Here is a 19,649-nt window from a genome sequence, read left to right on the forward strand (position 1 = left end):
AATCAAAATTATTTACTTAATAAATAGTATTTTTCATACATTATATGATTGTTTGCGAAAATGGTTTCGCCGGTCTGAACTACATAGGTGAGTTCTTGGATGGCTGTAAATAGAGGGCTATTATCGAAATAATTGATGTCTTAGAAATAACTTTACAAAGAAATCCAACGGTGTGATAATAAAAATCGAAACCGGTTTCTGTAATATGGACGGTAGAAAGGATGATTTCAATGAATCAAAAGGGAACGGGATGGATTTTTAACGGAAATAACGGGGATTTCAGTCTGAATCAGCCAGACCGGAGCAGCTTTTTATATTTTCCTCTGGTGAATGAGGGGGGCATGATGTCTTCCGTCAGTCCTAAGCTTCACGGTCAGGTCACTTCGGGACATAATACCTTTCTGACACCCCCCTTGTCGGTGGAGGATCTGCATAACTCACGAGCTTCCCGCAATTTCTGGGTTTACGTGGAGGGTAAAGGCGCCTGGTCGGCAGCAGGAAATTCTGCCCGGCAAAATGCCAAGATGTATGGTGATGAAGCTGACGATGCCGTACTGGAAGCCGGATTGCTGTGGCACCGTGTGACCCGTGAGAGCCGGGAGTTAGGGATCAGGGCGGAAATTACCAGTTATGTGCCGGCGGGTAACGATAAAGTGGAGCTTATGAAGGTTGTACTTACTAATTCCTCGGCAGAGGAAACCACAATAACGCCGACAGCGGCTGTTCCATTGTATGCGCGTTCAGCGGACGATCTGCGCGACCATCGTCATGTCACTTCACTACTGAACCGGATTTATACCTCTGCGCATGGCGTTGAAGTACAGCCGGCTCTTTCTTTCGATGAGCGTGGACACCGGGTCAATCATACCTCTTATGGGGTGTTTGGGACCGCAGAAGGCGGAGGGCAGCCTGTTGGATTCTTCCCGGTACAGGAGGAATTCATCGGTGAAGGCGGTAGCTTGGATTGGCCGGAAGCGGTGGTAATGAATCTGGAACCGCAAGTCGGAGCAGGTGGAGGTGTGCATAAGGAAGGCTACGAAGCGCTTGGAGGGCTGCGGTTTGCCACGGTAGCTTTACAGCCAGGCCAGAGTATTTCTTATGTGGTTTTACTGGCCATCGGCAATGATAGAATTGATATTTCGGCGTTGATGGGGAAATACGGCTCCATCGATGCTTTTGATAATAGACTTCAGGAAAATAAATCGTTCTGGGCCGATAAGGTGAATACGGTGGAGTTCCATACCAGCGACCCGGCTGCGGACCAGTGGATGAAATGGGTCACACTGCAGCCGGTGCTGCGCAGACTTTATGGCAATTCTTTTTTACCGTATCATGATTATGGGCGGGGTGGCCGTGGTTGGCGTGATCTCTGGCAAGATTGTCTGGCGCTGCTGATCATGGAACCGGCGGATGTCCGCAGTCTGCTGCTGAATAACTATGCCGGTGTGAGAATTGATGGCAGCAATGCAACGATTATCGGCCAGCAGCCGGGTGAGTTCATCGCCGACCGTAACAATATTCCGCGCGTATGGATGGATCACGGGGCGTGGCCATTCCTAACAACCATGCTGTATCTGGATCAGAGCGGAGATCTGGACTTCCTGTTTGAGCAGCAGAGCTATTTCCGTGATTCGTTCATGGCCCGCTGTAGGGAGCGCGATACTTCCTGGGATGTGTCTACGGGTAGCACACTTCAAACGATAAACGGAGAGCAATATTCAGGGACGATCCTGGAGCATATTCTGCTGCAGAATCTGGTTCCGTTCTTCAACGTGGGCGAACACAATAATATTTTACTGGAAGGTGCTGACTGGAATGACGGGCTTGATATGGCAGCACAACGTGGTGAGAGTGTTACCTTCACTTCCTTCTACGCCAGTAATCTGCTGGATCTCTCCCATTTGTTGCGGACACTGAAAGAGTACAAAGGCCTTGAAATGCTGGAGCTGGCAGAAGAAATAACGCTGCTGCTGGATTCATTGCATGAAGCGGTGGACTATGAGTCCGTATCCGCCAAGCTTGCGCTCCTCGACCGGTACTATGCTGCTGCACCCAACAAGGTGAGCGGAAGACGTGCGGAGCTTGCTGTGGAGAAGGTGGCGGATGATCTGGCTCATAAAGCGGAGTGGATCTTCGAGCATCTGCGCCGGAGCGAGTGGATACAGAGCGAACAAGGAGACGGCTGGTTCAATGGCTATTATAATAATGACGGCGAACGTGTCGAGGGAGAATTCGAAAACAGTATCCGAATGACACTGACGGGACAGGTGTTCCCGCTCCTCGGCCATGCGGCCTCATCTGAGCAGATTCCGCAGATCATCGCAGCGGTGGAGCGCAATCTGTATGATGAGAAAATCGGGTACCGCCTGAATTCGAACTTTGGCGGCATTCAGCAGAATTTGGGCCGTGCATTCGGGTTTGCCTTCGGACACAAAGAGAATGGTGCTATGTTCAGCCATATGACAGTGATGTATGGGAACGCACTTTATAAGCGCGGCTATGTTAAAGAAGGGCGTAAGGTGCTGGATTCACTATACAGCCTGAGCGCCAATTTCGAACTCAGCCGGATGTACCCCGGCATTCCCGAGTACATTAATGAACAGGGCAGAGGGATGTACACGTATTTGACCGGCTCTGCAAGCTGGATGCTGCTGACTATGGTGACCGAGGTGTTCGGCGTCAAAGGCAAATTGGGTGATCTGCTTCTCCAGCCCAAGCTGATGAAAGAGCAGTTCGATAAGGAAGGCCAAGCGTCGATCAAGACAATATTCGCGGAACGTGTGCTGGAGGTCGTCTACGTGTCCGCAAGCCGCGCAGATTACGGAGAGTACCAAATACATTCGGTTATGCTCAACGGCGCTGAGGTGACGCTTCAGCGCGTCTCAGAGGATGTTGTGATTCCCCGCAGCCTGCTGACAGCCTTGCCGGAAGGAAAGGTTCACCTCCTGCGGGTGGAGTTGGTCTAGCAGGATAAATAGAGGAAGCGCCAGGTTGCCCGGATATCCGGCGGCAGGCGCTTTTTTCCTGAAAGATACGCAATTATATGTTTCACGGTATAAATTATCCTACTCTTTCTCGTTGAAACTGATGCCTCCCTAATACGGACGGCGTAGCCGTTTCCACTTGAATACACAGACCTTGGCGAGATACATAACCAAAATAAGCTGTATTCTTGATGAAAGTTATGGTTAATTAGAATGTGTTAAGAAGAGAATAGCAGTTGTGGAAAGGAAGGGTTCACAGATGGCTTACAGCCTCACAAATGGCATTCTAAAGGTGGATATTGCCGATATCGGAGAGTATAACGGTACCCGCTTCGATTGGACCGGGTTTATTACAGGAGTGACTTTACTGCAGGGGCAGCATACCTTTGGCGTGCCGGAGAGCCTTGTTCCAGGTCAAGGAAGCGGCGGTATGGGCTTCTGCAATGAGTTCGGCATTTCCCGGGCAATTGGTTATGATGAAGCTGCGGTTGGTGAGTGGTTTCCGAAGCTCGGGGTTGGGCTGCTGCAGAAGGTAAGTGATGCGCCATACGATTTTTTCGGGAGCTATCCTTTGATTCCTTTTGTGGTTGAAGAGGAACGAAGCGCAGTGTCTGTTACATATTCCGTTCAGCCGATGGAGTGCAGGGGGTACAGCATACTTTTGACCAAGACCATTATGCTGCAACAAGACCGGCTGAACATTCACTACACGCTGGAGAACAAGGGAGACAAGCCTCTGCATACTGAGGAGTACATTCATAACTTTGTAGGGATTAACGGTGCATATGTCGGACCGGACTACGAGCTTAGTATCCCGGCCGGACTGAGAGTGGAAGATCCGGAATCAGCATATACGGCAGAGCTGCTGGCGGTATCGGGCAATACCCTCAGCTGGAGGGCAGAGCCTGACCGTTCATTCTACTGTAAGCTGTCAGGCCAGGAGCAAGAGAAGGCCGATTGCTTCTGGGAACTTCGGTATTTGCCGGGTGGGGTCGCTGTGAAGGAGAGTGGAGATTTCACAGCTGAGCGGATGGCGCTCTGGGGTGAAAAACATGTAATTTCTCCCGAGGTTTTTGCGGACATCAGTATTTTACCGCGTCACAGCAAGCATTGGAGCCGCAGCTACCAATTTTTCAACTTCTAAAGCCTGCGATCTTCCCTCCTATGTGAATAATTATACTTGATGGTGTGTGAGATTATTGCTATCATAGCGATATCCATATTCATAGGAGAGAAAGGGTGGGGAGCAATTTTGAACAAGAGAGCATACAATTTTAACGCAGGTCCGGCGGCACTGCCGCTTACAGTACTTGAACGCGCACAAGCGGAGTTTGTTGATTTCCGGGAAAGCGGAATGTCCATTATGGAGATGTCGCACCGCGGGGCAATATACGAATCCGTGCATAATGAAGCGCAGGAACGTCTGCTTTCGCTCCTCGGCAATCCTAAAGGCTATAAGGTTCTGTTCATTCAAGGCGGAGCAAGCACACAGTTCGCCATGATCCCGATGAACTTTATCTCTGAAGGCCAGGTAGGCAGCTATGTTATGACAGGAAGCTGGGCGGAGAAGGCTTTCAAGGAAGCAAAGCTTGTTGGGGGCGCGCATGTCGCTGCTTCTTCCGAGGACAAGAAGTTCCTTGCCATTCCTGAGCTGAGCAGCATTAAGGCAGCAGACAATGCAGCTTATCTGCACATTACGTCGAATGAAACGATTGAAGGTACGCAGTACGCGGAGTATCCGGATGCCGGTTCCATTCCACTGATCGCGGATATGTCCAGTGACATTCTCAGCCGTTCCTTTGACGTCAATCAATTCGGGCTGATCTATGCCGGTGCACAGAAAAATCTTGGACCTTCCGGTGTAACCGTAGTGATTGTTAAGGAAGAGCTGATTGCCAAGTCTCCTTCGAACATTCCTACGATCCTGCGTTATGATACACACTCGAAGAACAACTCATTGTATAATACACCACCATCCTTCTCTGTATATATGGTTAACGAAGTGTTAAAATGGATTGAGGAGCAAGGCGGACTGGCCGGCATTGAAGTCAAGAACCGCGATAAAGCAGGCCTGCTGTATGACCATATCGATGGCAGCGACGGTTTCTACCGTGGAGTTGCAGAAGCTGGCAGCCGTTCCATTATGAACGTTACCTTCCGGATGCAGTCGGAAGAGCTGGAGAAGCAATTTGTCAAAGCAGCTGAGCAGGAAGGTTTTGTTGGGCTGAAGGGACACCGCAGTGTTGGGGGCTTACGCGCTTCCATATACAACGCTGTTCCTTACGAGAGCGTTAAGGCGCTATCCGATTTCATGAAGCATTTCCGGCAAACTCAAGGTTAATGAATGCAAATTTTGCGGCCTTCCGCCAACAGGCGGAAGGTTTTCTGTTTTGAAATAGTCCCATTACCCGGCCGCCATGCCTCCTACACACACCAATAGGCCGTTGAGCCTGCAGAGAGGAAGTTCATACATTATGGCATTACACATTGTGCTGGTAGAGCCGGAGATCCCGGCCAACACCGGCAATATCGCCCGTACCTGTGCAGCTACAGGAACCCACCTTCATCTGGTGCGTCCGCTCGGTTTCCGTACAGACGATGCCACGTTAAAGCGTGCCGGCCTGGATTATTGGCATGCGGTGCACATCGAATATCATGACTCCTTTGCGGAAGTGCTGGAAAAGTATGCGGATGGCCGTTTCTTTTATGCCACAACGAAGGCGGACAAGCGCTACAGCGATTTCACATTCCGGGATGGTGATTTTTTTGTATTCGGTAAGGAAACCAAAGGCTTGTCCCCGGAGATTCTGGAAGCTGGCAAGGAAACCGTCATGCGGATGCCGATGAGTGAAGCGGTAAGATCACTGAACTTATCGAATTCAGCAGCAATTATTGTCTATGAAGCACTGCGGCAGATGGATTTTCCGCAACTGTTCTAAAAGAAAACATGATTTTTTAATTTTTTCAGCAGGATTCGACATTTTGGTAACGAAATAGTTGAATAGTGCCGAAATAAGTAGTAGCTACTAATTTTTAGTTGAACAGGAGAGTGTAAGTTAGATATGAAACCTGCTGGCGTAGTTCGAAAAGTAGATCAGCTGGGTAGAATTGTTCTGCCTAAGTCCCTGCGTAAAAGGTACCAAATGAATGAAGGTGATCCTGTAGAAATTCTGGTGCAAGGCGACCATATCATTCTGGAGCGTTACCGTCCCAAATGTGTCTTTTGCGGATCGATGGAAGGTGTAAGCGAATATAAAGATCGTTATATTTGTGCTGATTGCCTGACGGAAATGACTCAATTGCCAAGACACGCCTAGATTACCACGGACATTTCAGTAAAATGTGCAAGAGGCAACATGTACATAGAAAAGGCATCAACCTGCGCCCTCTTGCGGGAACACCCACTCCAGACGTTGACTCAAAAGTGGGCTGCAGCCAAGCGGCGACTGCTGTACCGACAAAGGAGCCTTACTGTCCCTGCGGGGATAGAAGGATTGTTCCCCCAAAAAAAGCGCCGCACATTTGTGCGGCGCTTTTTTTTACAGGCCATTGGTCTTGTCATCGTTATACGAAGCAGTAAGGATACCGGCAAGAAACAACAGGAACACAAGGGTGATAATCCAGAACGTCAAGGAAAACGACATGCGTACACCTCCGTGAGTGACTGTATTCGTTTTCCTGATTATAACCCGAGGTCTTCCAAAAATAAACGAAAATGTGATCTGCCTCATTGACATTACATAATATTCATCTAAAAAAGAGGAAGTTAGTAGGAACCTTACGCAGGTTTCCATCTGACGGCCGGTTGATGACCCGTCCATTGAAAATCAGCGAGGAGGATCCGCCGCCATCCAGATTGTAGGCATCAATGACGCCCATGCTCCATAGCTTGTTCTGAAGCTCCGCCAGAGTCGCTCCGGAGGTGCCATTTTCATTATAGCCGTCAGCTACCATGATTAGCATCTGGTCATCCTTATACTTGCCAATAACCGTGCGGGGGGCACGTTTGGGAGACAACTGCCATTTGGATGGAATGGGCATCTTGTTGCTGTTCTTCAGCAGGACCGGGACAAAGGTGGCTCCGAAGATCGGGCGCAATTGGTCCAGCTGGGTCCGGCTGTAGAATTGGCCGCCGATCAGTTGGCCGGATGCGTTCAGACCTACAAAGCTGAGATCCTTATAGCTGGATTCGAAGCCGTACAAGTACTTACCGCCGACAACCGTTGTGGAGAGCGGGTAGCGTTTGCCATCCTGGTCAGCGAATCCTCCGGCGTTGATTCCGGCAGTCGCGCCATAGCGGTTCACGGCCTGCATTGTCGTTTCTGCTCCGCCTTTGCCGTCACCGGCCAGGCTCATTTTCATGGCGGTAGGGTCTTTAAGTTTTACTTTTAAAGCGTAGGCTGTATAGTTGCCGGGGTTCAGCCGGTAGAGTTCAATTGTAATCCGGTCGCTGTGCACGACATCGGCAGGAATCCCCAGTCTGGAGGTAATCCGGCGGTTGTAGATCTGTTCCGGCCGCGGAGTTTGAGACTTGGCCATGTGAACCAGCGCATTCATAGCATTTGTAGTCTGATTATACAGCTTCACACTGGTACCGATGGAATCTATGGTAGTTGAGGCCGATGCTTGAGCAGCGGTTAAATCAGTCAGCAGCGCGGCCGTTTCCTTGACGGGTCCGGGTTCCGCAGTGAACTTTCCTGTACCCAGGTTCAGTTCAAGAGGTGGCTGATACCACCATAAACAGAGGAGCAAGCCAAAAAATGGCGCGGTCAGAAGCATGAAAAAACGGTTGACTCGTTTAACTGGTGTCATCATTTTAACAGATCCATTTCTTTTTGCAGTGCAGCCAGCTGTTTGCGCACCTCGTTCAACTGGGTGTACAGCTTGTTGCTGTTATCTGTTTTGTTGCTGGCATTATCTTTGGTGAAGGTAAGAAGTTCGTTAAAGGTCTGCACAGTGTTCTGCAAATCCTTTACTTGCTGGGACAGAACGTCAATTCGCGACTCGTATTCGGTCTTCAAAACGGTAAGCTGCTGCTGGCTCTGGGTGCCGAGTTCGCTCAGCACTTGTTCCTTAAGATGGTTGGTGTAGCTGTACACGGCGTAAAATCCGAGTCCGATCATCAAAATCCAGAACAGTAAAAACCATTTTACGGAAGATCGGCTTCTCGCTGCAGAGCGCGAGTGTATCGGTGTCGATTCCGCTAGCGGTTGCATGTGATCACCTCAGGAAAATTTTTTTCAAGTTCTCATTCTATCAGACTTTTACTATTTTCGCAAAAGTGAAAAGGCTTATGAAAACATGAAAAAGTAATTGCACTCTATTAAACTACTGCGATACAATTTCTATAGATTGGAAGTTATGAGGGGCGTATTCAAGGGAAAAGAAGGGAATATTGATAAGACATCAGGTAGCCTTGCTTGCGTACCGACAGGAAACGCTATGGCGCTTCCCTTTCTGGGTAAATATATATAGATAGCAGGAGGACTGGGCATTAATGATGAAGGTGTGGCGGGTGGTCATCGTGGGGTGTCATCCCACAAGTATGCTGGGAACCAAATTAATTTTGGAGGAAGAACAAGAGATTGAGGTTGTGGGTATGTTCTCTACATGGAACGAGGCTGTGTATACAGTACAACAACAACAGCCGGATTTGGTGCTGACCGATTATGAAATGCCGGAGGGCAAGGTCGAGGGTGCGCTGGTGGAGATGAAGCAGAGCTCAAAAGGTACCCATTTCATTATCATGACGGAGGAAGAGGACAGCGACCTGTTCCAGCCGCTCATGGAACTGGGTGCCAGCGGCGTGTTATCCAAGGGGGCTTCTCCAAGGCAACTGCTGCAAATGATAGGCGGGCTTCGTGAAGGATTTCTCTCCATTCCGCTGGATTGGGTGGAGAAAGGGCTTCGGCCGATGACAACATCCCGGGGTCTGAATGGGCTGCTACAGCTGACCCAGACGGAGACGTTCATCATGGAACGGATTGTTCAAGGAATTACATACGATAAAATTGCTCTTGAAATTGAAGTCAGCCGCCGCTCGATTGATAATTATTTGAGGAAAATATATGTGAAGCTGGAGGTCTCTACAAGAGCGCAGGCAATTGAGAAATTCGCTCTTTTCTCCAGACAAAACAAGCAAATGTACGCATAACCCAAGCATGACGACATATTGCAGGCCCGGAAGGAATATTCTTGGTACCAGGGAGAAGGGGGGAGCATATGAAATATGAGTTTTCTGCCCGCGCACATACATTGAACTCATCACCACTGCTGAGTATTCGTACAGAGACACGCAGGGGTACGTTGATTTCACTGGCCGAAGAGCTGCCGGCCGAAGAATTGTTTCCATTGTCTCTGCTGGCCGAAGCCGCTTCCACAGTGATCTCGGATGATGCCGGAGCGCTGCAATATGGCGATCCTGAAGGGTATGCACCGCTTCGTGAATGGTTAACCGGAGACTGGCTGAAGGCCAAAGGTGTGAGTGTTGCCGAAGGCGGAGTTCTTCTGACAACGGGAAGCCAACAAGCGATTGATCTGTTATCCAGGGTCTATATTGATCCGGGAGACCGCGTACTGGTGGAGAACCCGACATCTCCGGGAATTCTGCAGGTACTGCGGATGCAGGGTGCGGTAATTATTCCTGTCCGTGGTGACCGGGACGGGCTGCTGCCGGAGCATCTGCGGACACAAATCCGCCAGCATCGGCCTAAAATGCTGTTCGCTACGCCGAGTTTTACGAATCCGAGCGGAATGTTATGGAGCCTGGCCAGACGCAAGGAAGTGCTGGAGTTGTGTACCTCTCATAACCTGCTGATCGTAGAGGATGATTCTTATGGTGATCTTCATTTTCAGCGGTATACCGAACATCCGTCAGTGAAATATCCGTCGCTATATGCGCTCGAGAATGTCAGTGAGGGTGGCCATGTGCTCTACATCGGCTCCTTCAGCAAGACCGTTGCGCCTGCCCTGCGGACGGGCTGGGCGGCAGGCAGCCGTGAGCTGATCGGAATGATGGCTGCCGCGAAGCAAATGGCCGATTGGCAGTCCAGTTCGCTGAACCAGCGGCTGCTGCATCATCTGCTGGATGTGACAGCTTTTGACCTGCGCGAGCATATTACACTGTTGAACCGTGAATACAACACCCGTCTGAAGCTGATGGCGGAGCTGCTCAAGCGTCCTGCATGGAAGAGCAGCAGCTATGATCTGCCGGCAGGCGGCATGTTCCTGTGGGTGACGCTGCCGGAAGGCTTGGATGCGATGGCGCTCCTGAAGGCTTCGCTGGCTAAAGGTGTGGCTTTTCTGCCCGGCCCGCTATGCAGTGTCAGTGGGGGGAATGGATATATCCGTCTCAACTTCAGCCATCCCGGACGGGATGAGCTGCTGCTGGGCATGAACCTGATGAGCGAGGCAGTGACCGAATTTACGGCACGGAGCTGATTGGGCGAAGCTGGGAATGTGGATGCGCTGCAACTGGAAAATCAGTAAGCCTGGACAAAAGAATAAAGCGGGAGAGCCCTTCCGCTGCCCAAAACAAAAAGGCGCTCTTGATTAGACGCCTTTTTGTTTTGGCGTGCCTAAAGGCACGCATTTTCCTGCAAAAGCGGGCAGACCTACAGCTTGCCCGCGCTGATCTCTGCGATCGCGGCATATTCAAGCAGCGCCGCGGTTCCGGCGGCCGTGAGCGTGTAGCGGCCGCGCCCCACCCGGAAGAACCACCCGTAGTAGTTCTTCTGCAGGAACGCGGCGGCGCCCGGCACGCCGCTTCTCTTGCGCAGCTCGGCGGGGGTCACGCCGAGCGGTGCCTCCACCCGGCTGTGCGTAGCTGCCGGGTCTGCCTCTGGCGCGCCGCTCCGCGCAGCGCGCCGCAACTCAGCGAGGCCAGCCGCGTGAGCGGCTTCGGCCTCGGCCGCCTGCAGCGCGAGCGCCACGCGCAGCGCCTTCTCGCGGTAGGCTGTCACGAGCTTGACGCGCGTGCTGCCGCCGGTGTTGTAGTCCCCGCTGCGCTCGCGGAACTCATAGAGCAAGCGCTCGCGCCGGCGTGCGCCGCTGCGGACCTGCGGCGGCGCGTCGCCCGGCTCCGCGAGCACCTCGACCAGCGGAGCTTTGGTCTTGTAGAAGACCACGGTGATCAGCCCGAGGCCGAGGCGGCGGCATAGCCCGGTAAGCTCGCCCCAGCGCTGGTTCACCGCGCCTTTTTTGTCCCGCACGCGTTCTACCGCGAGGTAGACATGGGGACTGAGCCGGAGTCGTTCAACCCCCTGCAGCAGCAGGGCGAGGTTGAACGATTTTTTCATCTCTACAATCAGTGGCAGCTCTTCATCCTCCCGCAGGCCTACCAGATCGCAGGTCCGCACCTCGCCTTTGATGGCATACCCCTGCTTCTCAAAAAAACTCTTCAACGGAGCATACAGCTCCGTTTCATGCTTAACCGCCATAGTTGTCACTCCTGCGCCCCATTTTACAGGAATATGCATTTTCCTGGTTTATTAACGATTCTCTATTATAGCACAGCAAAAAAGAGGTCAACTATTCCGGGCCCGCCGCATAGTTATGTAATACACTTTCTAAGCTGGTGGAGCAAGTAGGAGCGCAAGAGGAGGCAGCGAGCAATGGATATATTTGAGCGTATAGCTTCGTATCGGGCTGAGAACGACCGTTTGGCGTGGAGCGGCACCTTCAAGGAGTATATAGAACTGCTGAAAAAAGATCCCTCTCCCGCGAAAACGGCTCATTCCCGCGTATACGACATGATCAAGTCACACGGTGTAGAGGATATCAACGGACGCAAACGGTATAAGTTTTTTGAGCAGGAGATCTTTGGACTCGATCGTGCGGTTGAGAAGCTCGTGGAGGAGTATTTCCATTCTGCCGCCCGGCGGCTGGATGTGCGCAAGCGGATATTGCTGCTGATGGGACCGGTCAGCGGGGGCAAGTCGACACTGGTTACCCTGCTGAAGCGCGGGCTGGAGCAGTATTCACGGACGGATGAGGGCGCGGTGTATGCCGTGGAAGGCTGCCCGATGCACGAAGATCCGCTGCATTTGATTCCGCTGGAGCTTCGTCCGGAGATCGAGCAGGAGCTGGGGGTGCGTATTGAAGGCAACTTGTGCCCGTCCTGCCAGATGCGGCTCAAAAATGAATATCACGGCGACATTGAACAGGTAAAGGTAGTGCGTGTGCTTTTGTCGGAAGAGGAGCGTGTCGGCATCGGGACCTTCAGTCCGTCCGATCCGAAATCACAGGATATCGCCGACTTGACGGGCAGCATAGACTTTTCGACCATTACTGAATACGGCTCGGAATCTGATCCGCGCGCTTACCGCTTCGACGGGGAGTTGAACAAGGCCAACCGCGGGCTGATGGAGTTCCAGGAAATGCTCAAGTGCGACGAGAAATTCCTCTGGAACCTGCTGTCACTGACTCAGGAGGGGAACTTCAAAGCCGGACGCTTCGCGTTGATCTCTGCCGATGAGATGATCATCGCGCATACGAATGAAACGGAATATAAATCCTTCATCTCGAATAAAAAGAACGAGGCGCTTCAGTCCCGCATGATCGTAATGCCTGTCCCCTATAACTTAAGAGTGTCTGAAGAAGAGAAAATCTACGCCAAGCTCATTGCCCAAAGCGATATGAAGCATGTGCATATTGCCCCTCATGCGCTGCGCGCGGCGGCGATTTTCTCGATTCTGACCCGCCTCAAGGAGAGCAAGAAGCAGGGCATGGACCTGATCAAAAAGCTGCGCATGTACGACGGCGAAGAAGTGGAAGGCTACAAGGAAGCCGATCTCAAGGAAATGCAGACCGAATATCTGGACGAAGGGATGTCCGGCATCGACCCGCGGTATGTAATCAACCGGATTTCCAGTGCGCTGATCAAAGGCGATCTCCAGTGCATGAACGCGCTGGATGTGCTGCGGGCAATCAAGGACGGCCTGGATCAGCATCCTTCGATTACGAAGGAGGAGCGCGAGCGGTATCTGAACTTTATTTCCATTGCGCGTAAGGAATATGACATTCTGGCCAAAAGCGAAGTGCAAAAGGCCTTTGTCTACTCTTTTGAGGAATCTGCCAAAACGCTGTTCGAGAACTACCTCGACAATATCGAAGCCTTCTGCAACTGGACCAAAATCCGCGATCCGCTCACGGATGAGGAGATGGAGCCGGATGAGCGGCTGATGCGGTCCATAGAAGAGCAGATCGGCATTTCCGAGAATGCCAAAAAAGCCTTCCGCGAGGAGATTCTGATCCGTATTTCCGCGTACTCCCGCAAAGGCAAAAAGTTCGAATACAACAACCATGACCGGCTGCGGGAAGCCATCGAGAAGAAGCTGTTCACCGATCTGAAGGATATCGTCAAAATCACCACCTCCTCCAAAACGCCGGATGAAAGCCAGCTGAGGCGCATCAACGAGGTCTCCAGACGCCTGATCGATGAACACTCCTATTGCCCGATCTGCGCCAACGAGCTGCTGAAATATGTGGGAAGCCTGCTGAACCGCTAAGAGGGTATGAGTTGCAAAGCAAAATTGACTGAACATCTGCTTATCAGCCGGTGGTCAGGTCATTAGTGAAACATGCACGGACTGCCTGCTGGCGGTCCTTTTTTCTGTGAAATGATTATTTTCCTGCAACGGACCATTGTAGGTTAATCTAATGTACTGCTTGTCCCACAACAGGTTTACTTGTATGTACGGCGGTGTGAGAGGGCGGGGGCTGGCCGCCCCCTCCTGCAACCAAACGGGGAGCTTTCGTATGCTGACTTATTCCTGGGGCTCCTTAGAATCCTTGGCCCCAGCGTCTTTGCCGCCAATCTTAAAGCCTAACTGTCCATTATATTTGCCTACCTGACCGCCAACCCCTAATCCTGCTCCTTGACCGCCGCCAAGTTGTGCCTTGGCATGGGCACCGAGGCCATTATCCCCGCCGAGCTGCAAATGGGTTTGAAGCCCTGCACCTTGGCTGAAGCCCAGATGTCCTTCGGCATCCGCACTCAGACCGTAGGTTCCACCGGCTTGCGCCCCCGTGTGAAAACCTGCGCCTTGACCGCCGCCCACCTGGGTTTTGGCCTGAGCGGCAACTCCGTACTTCCCTAAGGCCTGAGCTTCTGCACTCAGCCCCAGACCCTGGCTGTTGTTCAGATGGGTATTGCCTTGCGCCTGGATTCCATACGATGGAGATCCAATATGGCCTCCTGCGTGCATACCTGCGCCGCCATAGTCAACATTCCCGCCAGCATTTAAGCCAATGCCGTGTTGGCCGCCTACTTCTCCTGCGGTATCTACATGAATCCCTTGCCCGCTGCCAACGCCTGCGTTCATATGTCCACTTATCAGTTCTTGCGTTGCGGATTGGCTGTCTGACGGCTGTGCTGACGAGCTGCTGTCTGAGCGGACCAGGTGATAGTAATGAGAGTAAGGGTAGGGGGTGGAACGGGGGAAATAAGGATATGCGGATGGATAAGTCTGGATGTTTGGATATTCATTTCCAAAGGTCATGTGGGATACCTCCATTATTCAATTAATTACAACAGCCTATTCAGGGAACCGTGGAAATGATACATGACTTTGGTGGGCATTTGGGGATGATACATGCCGCGGTGCCGGGATGCTGGCTGTATGAAAAGAAAAAAAGTGTGCCCGCCGGTAATCGGGGCACACTTTTTTTTATGCCTATGTCAGGATCGGCGCAGTTTTTAATAAACGTATAACAACTCTATTACACTTTCAATGCGCCAAAATGTACGGCACAAAAGTCGGTTTAAACTACTTAACGGGAAACGATAGCTCAACAACCAGATCTATAGCGTAAAGACAGAAGGCTGCCGGCAGATCGGTAGCCTTTTAAGCGAACGGGCAGGATAGCTGGATGACTTAAAAAGTGGAACTGCAATCGAACTATTGCGTACCATATAATGTAAGTCGCATTTCAGTCTCGCTCAATTAACGAGCAGATGCGTTAATCACAGCATGCATAAGGGGGGATGTGGGATCATTGAAGGAACTGGACGGATGTAAAAGTCACGGGGAAACATCAAGGCATTTCAAATGATCCGTGAAGCGATGGAAGGATATCTGGAGGTTAAGCTGTAATACGGTGATCCTATCGATAGAAAGGAGCAAGCACGTATGACTGACAAAAACAACCAAAAGAAGAAATCTCTTGATTCTCAGAAGCACTCCTTAGTGGGGAATTATCGTCAACCTATTAAGGGTATAGTTTCGGCAGAAACACAAATTTACCCGCTTGGTATTCAGAATTGGGCGAAAAACCTTTATGAAGAAAAGAAATAGAAGTAACACCAGAAAAACATACACATTTATAAGATTGATTAAACGTGCATTAAAAGAAGTTGAATAGCTGCATTACAGAAGAGTCGCTTATAACGAGCGGCTTTTTTTGAATTTAGTTAGGCTCTAATGGAGAACGATAGCGTAAAGAGCAGACTGCTAATGCAATCTGCTTTTTCCATAAAGGGCAGTTAAATTGGATTAGATGCTAAAATAGAAGGAAAAGTCTGTTTAAGGAGCTAGAGTGGGACTTCTTATTATCATTATTATTTTAGTTGGTTTAGCGGGCATGATTGGGAACCAATATTCGATGTTAAAAAATGGAAGGAATCGAAGCAATTCTTCGTGAGATAAGGGATAAAAGATAAACAAACTACCTTACGCTAATGGGAGACGTTAGGAAAACGACAACAGCGGCAGTCTAAGACTTTATTTAGTCTTGTTCTGCCGCTGCTTCTTTAAATTGATCAGTCAAAAACTAATGATTCAAAAGCTGGCTATTCCTAGTTTTCACAACGAACAGTGGTGCTGTGTATATCCCGTTATTTTGATTTCGCGTACCACTCCGAAAACTGTTTTTGGTACTCGGCGATATATTTGTCGATGCCGGCTGCCTTCAGCCGTTCCAGCGCTTTCGGGAAGGCCGTGTCATAATCGCTGAAGCCGCTGCCGATTGGGGCGAGGTATTCGGTGAATACACCGTTCAGTTTCGTCTCTTCATTCTTGACCGGTGTGTTGTCAAAGTTGAAGCCGGCGCCTTTGGAGATAATGGCCCCGTCATCCCAGGCTTTGTACTTGGCAATGAAATCATCCGGCACGGTGTTGTCGAAGCGGATGAAGTTTTTATTCATCAGCAGCCAGTCGGGAATCAGCGAATCGGTGCTGATTTTGGTCAGACGGCCGTTATCATCCAGGGTATAATCGGTTCCCTTGATCCCGTAGGCGAACAGGTCGTACAGCTCCTGATTTTTTTGTAGAAGGTTGAAGAACATAACGTAGCGTTCAGGGTCCTTGGCGGCAGCAGAGACGAAGAAGGCGGTGCTGTACGTGCCGCGGCTGATTTTCGGGCGGCCGGTGCCGAGGAAATAGTTGACCAGCTTGGCGTCAGGTACTGCCTGGGAAATGGTTGCCGCACCCTCGAACGGACGGGCTGCCGTGCCTGCCCAGAACATCGCTTTGCCGGAATTCCAGTCGGACTGCAGCTGCGGGACATTGGTAGCAGCATATTTCGGGATGATGCCTTTTTCATACCAGCCGCGCATCAGCTTGGCATAAGCTTTGAACTCATCGGATTCAAACCAGTTGATGATCTGATCGTTCTGTGCCGATTCATCGAGCGCAATGAAATCATTCTGCCAGTACAGATTCTTATCGGTGAAGTCATATTGCAGCATTCTGCGGGCATCGGTACTGGCATAGCCGATCAGCTCGGGATGAAGGGCATGCACTTTATCATAAAATTGTTCCAGATCTGCCAGTGAAGTTACCTGCTTCATCCCAGCTTCTTCCAGCAGATCCTGGCGGACGAGCACGCTGTAGAATTCTGCGGAATTCGGCTTGTTGCCAACCGGGATTGCATATTGCTTGTTGTCGAGCTGAAAGGCGGTAAAGGAGGCTTTATCCACCGTTTTGCTCAAATCAGCCGCAGCTCCGACATAGGGGGTAAGATCGGCATAGAGTCCTTTGGCTACAGATTTTACCATGTAATTGGCATCGGTATAAGTGGCGAAATCCTCACCCGTTGAGAGCATCAGATCGGTTTTGCCGCCGCCGTATTCGGTCCAGGGCAGGAACTGAAATTCCACCTCGGCATTGATTTCTTTTTTGATTACATCATAGAAATCAGTCTTCGCCAGCTCCTTCATCCGGTTCGACTCATCCCCGTATAGGATAATTTTCAGCTTGGCCGGCGCCAGGTTACTGCCTCCAGTTCCATTGTCCGCCGTAGCTGCAGGGGCTGTGCCTCCGCTGCCGCTATTGCCGGAATCACCGGAGTTAGCGCTTTCATTATTGCCCTGAGAGCAGGCGCTTAACAGGAACACAGCAGAGAGGAGCAGACTTAACCAACCTTTTTTCTTTTTCATGATGAACCCTCCTGAAATAGAATGTACTTATGAGGCATATATTGCATAGGCTGTGCTCCCTTAACCCATTGTACAACAAGTCGGCAGCGGGGAGCAGGGGCCTGGAGCAATCCATATTTCGGCACTGTACCGGAAATCAGCCTTTAACTGACCCGACGACAATGCCCTTGACGAAGAAACGCTGTAGAAAAGGATAAAGAATGGCGATCGGCAGAACGGTCAGACAGGTCATGGCCATCTTGGCTGTCTCGAGCGGTGGAGCGATAATCGCGCCACCAACCTGTGCGGCATTGCCGGAAGCGAGGAACTGGATGTTCGCCATCATGTTGTACATTAAATACTGAATCGTGTAGAGGTCCTGGTCAGATACCAGCATTAGTGGTAAGTAGAAGTCATTCCAGAACTGCAGCGCATAGAATAAGGAGATGGTGATAAGTCCTACCCGGCCGAGCGGAATCATAATGCTGAAAAAGATCCGCAGGTGGCCAGCCCCGTCGATTTGCGCCGATTCTACAATTTCATGCGGTATGCTGCGGAAATAGTTCGCCATCAGGAACATCAGAAACACGCTCAGTACATAAGGAATGAACAGCCCGAGCAGGGTATCGCCTAAGTGATAATATTTGGTGCTGAGCAGATACCAGGGCAGCGTTCCGCCGCTGAACAGCATCGTGAAATAAGCGAAGAAGGCGAAGAAATTTTTGAGTTTGAAGCCTTTGACCGAAATGACGTAAGCATAGGCGGTAGTTACGAGCACGGCGGTGAGGGTACCCAGCACGGTTACAACCACTGACATGGAATACGCCCTCAGAATCTGCTCTGCTTTGGAGCCAAACAGGAATTGGTAGGTTTCAAAGGTGAAGCCTCTGGGCCAGAACGAGTATCCCTCAGCGGCGATCCGCGATTCAGTGGAGAGTGAGCCGGATACCGCCAGCACAAACGGCACGAGACAAATGGCTGAAAAAACGGCTATACAGGCATAAAAGAGGATGAGCAGGCCTTTGCTTTCGGTAGTTTGCATACGTTTGGTCTCCTAAAATAGTTTGCTGTCTTTGTCGTACCAGCCCGCCAGCTTGTTCGCCAGCAGCACCAGAATGAAGCCAAAGACGGATTGGTATAGCGTAATGGCTGAAGCAAAGCCGAACTCGCCGGACCGGATGGCGGTGCGGTAGACATACACATCGATGATGTCGGTCGTCGGCAATAGCAGCGGATTGAGGAAGGTTACACCCATAATCATGCTGAGATCGCCTTTGAGCATTCCGCCGATACCGAGCAGAGTCATCAGAATGATGGATGGAATCAGCATCGGTATGGTGATTTTGGTAATAATCTGCCACCTGGAAGCCCCGTCGATCCGTGCGGCCTCATAGTAGGAGGTATCGATTCCCTGCAGTACTGCGTAGTAAATAATTGCGCCATAGCCTGCACTTTTCCAGATATTCGCCAACACCAGGATGATTACGAACAGCCAGGGGCTGGAATACCAGTCCATTTGGGCCAGGCCAAGGGACTGAAACAGCTGGTTCAGAATCCCTTTGTCGTAGTCAAGCAGGGAGAAGAGGATCGCCCCGATAATAATCCAAGAGATAAAATACGGGAAGAACATCACGCTCTGCGTTACTTTAATGAACCACTTGCTGCGCAGCTCGTTCAGAATTACGGCGATAGCTACTGAAAAGAACGTGCCGGTCAGCATATAAAGCGCATTCAACATTACGGTGTTGCGTGTAGCTCTCAGGGCATCCTCCATACTGGAGAAGAAGAACTCGAAGTTGGAGAAGCCCGCCCAGGGGCTGCCGAAGATTCCGTCGTTATAATTGTAATTTTTGAAGACGAGAATCAGCCCGCTCATCGGCAGGTACGCAAAAAGAATTAAGATGATGATACCTGGAAGCGCGAGCAGGTACAGGGAGCTGTCCTTTCTCAGGGATTTGCGGAGGCTTCCGGTTCTGGCGGCCTTAAGCTTCAGGCTCAGGCTTTGCCGTCCCGGCTTCTCCGGTGCAGCCTCTTGAATCATTAAACATTCACTCCTTTATGACTAGCGTTATCACATCTCCCCGTGTTTCAGGGGCATGCTTTACAAGGCAAATCATAAATCCGCAGCAAATGTAAACGCTATCATAATAAACGGGAAAAGGTTAAAAAAACGGAATCAGCGGCCTTAAAAAAACGAAAAAGGTATCAAATTTCTGCTTTTTGAGCGCAACATGGGCTTTTTTGGCCTCAAAAAAGGATGCCCGGGCCATTTAAACGGCTGCTGGACATCCCTCAATTTTTACTTTGAC

The 19,649-nt window shown here is 50.7% G+C and carries 16 protein-coding genes; 9 read left to right on the forward strand and 7 right to left on the reverse strand.

What is annotated here, in order from left to right; all coding sequences use genetic code 11:
• Positions 1-230 precede the first annotated feature (230 nt).
• The 5 genes from A3849_RS00665 to A3849_RS00685 all read left to right on the forward strand — a co-directional run bounded on the left by A3849_RS00665 (position 231) and on the right by A3849_RS00685 (position 6,301).
• Positions 231-2,966, forward strand: coding sequence for a GH36-type glycosyl hydrolase domain-containing protein (locus tag A3849_RS00665; protein WP_074109692.1), 2,736 nt, complete (start codon positions 231-233; stop codon positions 2,964-2,966).
• A 277-nt stretch (positions 2,967-3,243) separates the two neighbouring features.
• Positions 3,244-4,128: a hypothetical protein gene (locus tag A3849_RS00670; RefSeq protein WP_074109693.1), complete on the forward strand. Its 885-nt coding sequence runs from the start codon at positions 3,244-3,246 to the stop codon at positions 4,126-4,128.
• Positions 4,129-4,233: 105 nt separating this feature from the next.
• Complete coding sequence (gene serC, locus A3849_RS00675) at positions 4,234-5,325, forward strand: 3-phosphoserine/phosphohydroxythreonine transaminase (RefSeq protein ID WP_074084733.1); 1,092 nt, start codon at positions 4,234-4,236, stop codon at positions 5,323-5,325.
• A gap of 133 nt (positions 5,326-5,458) precedes the next feature.
• Positions 5,459-5,923, forward strand: a complete 465-nt coding sequence (gene trmL / locus A3849_RS00680; RefSeq protein ID WP_074084624.1) for a tRNA (uridine(34)/cytosine(34)/5-carboxymethylaminomethyluridine(34)-2'-O)-methyltransferase TrmL — start codon at positions 5,459-5,461, stop codon at positions 5,921-5,923.
• Between the two features lie 123 nt (positions 5,924-6,046).
• A complete protein-coding gene (locus A3849_RS00685) occupies positions 6,047-6,301 on the forward strand; it encodes an AbrB/MazE/SpoVT family DNA-binding domain-containing protein (protein WP_025706451.1) in 255 nt (84 codons plus the stop codon).
• Positions 6,302-6,731: 430 nt separating this feature from the next.
• Here the strand turns inward: A3849_RS00685 and A3849_RS00690 are convergent, their stop codons facing one another.
• Both A3849_RS00690 and A3849_RS00695 read right to left on the reverse strand, forming a co-directional pair.
• Positions 6,732-7,799 (reverse strand): phosphodiester glycosidase family protein, encoded by a 1,068-nt coding sequence (locus A3849_RS00690; RefSeq protein WP_074109694.1) that lies wholly within the window; start codon positions 7,797-7,799, stop codon positions 6,732-6,734.
• A complete protein-coding gene (locus A3849_RS00695) occupies positions 7,796-8,200 on the reverse strand; it encodes a hypothetical protein (protein WP_074109695.1) in 405 nt (134 codons plus the stop codon). The genes A3849_RS00690 and A3849_RS00695 overlap by 4 nt, the downstream gene beginning before the upstream one ends.
• A 281-nt stretch (positions 8,201-8,481) precedes the next feature.
• Between A3849_RS00695 and A3849_RS00700 the strand changes: the two genes are divergently transcribed.
• The gene (locus tag A3849_RS00700) at positions 8,482-9,138 is read left to right on the forward strand and encodes a response regulator transcription factor (protein ID WP_074109696.1); all 657 of its coding nucleotides are present in this window, start codon (positions 8,482-8,484) and stop codon (positions 9,136-9,138) included.
• A gap of 68 nt (positions 9,139-9,206) precedes the next feature.
• Positions 9,207-10,424, forward strand: coding sequence for an aminotransferase-like domain-containing protein (locus tag A3849_RS00705; RefSeq protein WP_074109697.1), 1,218 nt, complete (start codon positions 9,207-9,209; stop codon positions 10,422-10,424).
• A gap of 173 nt (positions 10,425-10,597) precedes the next feature.
• Here A3849_RS00705 and A3849_RS00710 read toward each other — a convergent pair whose 3' ends face one another.
• Positions 10,598-11,422, reverse strand: a complete 825-nt coding sequence (locus A3849_RS00710; protein ID WP_074109698.1) for a DUF2161 family putative PD-(D/E)XK-type phosphodiesterase — start codon at positions 11,420-11,422, stop codon at positions 10,598-10,600.
• Positions 11,423-11,596: 174 nt separating this feature from the next.
• Here A3849_RS00710 and A3849_RS00715 point away from each other — a divergent pair, with 174 nt between their 5' ends.
• On the forward strand, positions 11,597-13,492 hold the full coding sequence (locus tag A3849_RS00715; protein ID WP_074109699.1) for a PrkA family serine protein kinase: 1,896 nt from the start codon (positions 11,597-11,599) through the stop codon (positions 13,490-13,492).
• Positions 13,493-13,750: 258 nt separating this feature from the next.
• On the opposite strand, the gene A3849_RS00720 is transcribed toward A3849_RS00715, so the two are convergent.
• Entirely contained in the window at positions 13,751-14,485 is a 735-nt protein-coding gene (locus A3849_RS00720) for a hypothetical protein (RefSeq protein WP_074109700.1), read from the reverse strand.
• A gap of 630 nt (positions 14,486-15,115) precedes the next feature.
• Here A3849_RS00720 and A3849_RS32645 point away from each other — a divergent pair.
• Positions 15,116-15,280 carry a hypothetical protein gene (locus tag A3849_RS32645; protein WP_178382568.1) on the forward strand — a complete coding sequence of 55 codons (165 nt, stop codon included), beginning with the start codon at positions 15,116-15,118 and terminating at the stop codon, positions 15,278-15,280.
• Between the two features lie 539 nt (positions 15,281-15,819).
• Here A3849_RS32645 and A3849_RS00725 read toward each other — a convergent pair.
• The 3 genes from A3849_RS00725 to A3849_RS00735 all read right to left on the reverse strand — a co-directional run bounded on the left by A3849_RS00725 (position 15,820) and on the right by A3849_RS00735 (position 19,381).
• Positions 15,820-17,361 carry an ABC transporter substrate-binding protein gene (locus tag A3849_RS00725; RefSeq protein WP_074109701.1) on the reverse strand — a complete coding sequence of 514 codons (1,542 nt, stop codon included), beginning with the start codon at positions 17,359-17,361 and terminating at the stop codon, positions 15,820-15,822.
• Between the two features lie 136 nt (positions 17,362-17,497).
• Complete coding sequence (locus tag A3849_RS00730; protein WP_074109702.1) at positions 17,498-18,382, reverse strand: carbohydrate ABC transporter permease; 885 nt, start codon at positions 18,380-18,382, stop codon at positions 17,498-17,500.
• 12 nt (positions 18,383-18,394) lie between these two features.
• Entirely contained in the window at positions 18,395-19,381 is a 987-nt protein-coding gene (locus A3849_RS00735; RefSeq protein WP_083606735.1) for an ABC transporter permease, read from the reverse strand.
• Positions 19,382-19,649: the final 268 nt, after the last annotated feature.

Source organism: Paenibacillus sp. P46E (assembly GCF_001909095.1).
Taxonomy (GTDB): domain Bacteria; phylum Bacillota; class Bacilli; order Paenibacillales; family Paenibacillaceae; genus Paenibacillus_AQ; species Paenibacillus_AQ helianthi.

Coding starts and splice junctions, on each gene's coding strand:
- A3849_RS00700 (WP_074109696.1), top strand. CDS start 8,482: ATGATGAAGGTGTGGCGGGTGGTCATCGTGGGGTGTCATCCCACAAGT.
- A3849_RS32645 (WP_178382568.1), top strand. CDS start 15,116: ATGACTGACAAAAACAACCAAAAGAAGAAATCTCTTGATTCTCAGAAG.
- A3849_RS00710 (WP_074109698.1), bottom strand. CDS start 11,422: ATGGCGGTTAAGCATGAAACGGAGCTGTATGCTCCGTTGAAGAGTTTT.
- A3849_RS00735 (WP_083606735.1), bottom strand. CDS start 19,381: ATGATTCAAGAGGCTGCACCGGAGAAGCCGGGACGGCAAAGCCTGAGC.
- A3849_RS00665 (WP_074109692.1), top strand. CDS start 231: ATGAATCAAAAGGGAACGGGATGGATTTTTAACGGAAATAACGGGGAT.
- A3849_RS00720 (WP_074109700.1), bottom strand. CDS start 14,485: ATGACCTTTGGAAATGAATATCCAAACATCCAGACTTATCCATCCGCA.
- A3849_RS00715 (WP_074109699.1), top strand. CDS start 11,597: ATGGATATATTTGAGCGTATAGCTTCGTATCGGGCTGAGAACGACCGT.
- A3849_RS00685 (WP_025706451.1), top strand. CDS start 6,047: ATGAAACCTGCTGGCGTAGTTCGAAAAGTAGATCAGCTGGGTAGAATT.
- A3849_RS00730 (WP_074109702.1), bottom strand. CDS start 18,382: ATGCAAACTACCGAAAGCAAAGGCCTGCTCATCCTCTTTTATGCCTGT.
- A3849_RS00690 (WP_074109694.1), bottom strand. CDS start 7,799: ATGATGACACCAGTTAAACGAGTCAACCGTTTTTTCATGCTTCTGACC.
- A3849_RS00725 (WP_074109701.1), bottom strand. CDS start 17,361: ATGAAAAAGAAAAAAGGTTGGTTAAGTCTGCTCCTCTCTGCTGTGTTC.
- trmL (WP_074084624.1), top strand. CDS start 5,459: ATGGCATTACACATTGTGCTGGTAGAGCCGGAGATCCCGGCCAACACC.
- A3849_RS00695 (WP_074109695.1), bottom strand. CDS start 8,200: ATGCAACCGCTAGCGGAATCGACACCGATACACTCGCGCTCTGCAGCG.
- A3849_RS00670 (WP_074109693.1), top strand. CDS start 3,244: ATGGCTTACAGCCTCACAAATGGCATTCTAAAGGTGGATATTGCCGAT.
- A3849_RS00705 (WP_074109697.1), top strand. CDS start 9,207: ATGAAATATGAGTTTTCTGCCCGCGCACATACATTGAACTCATCACCA.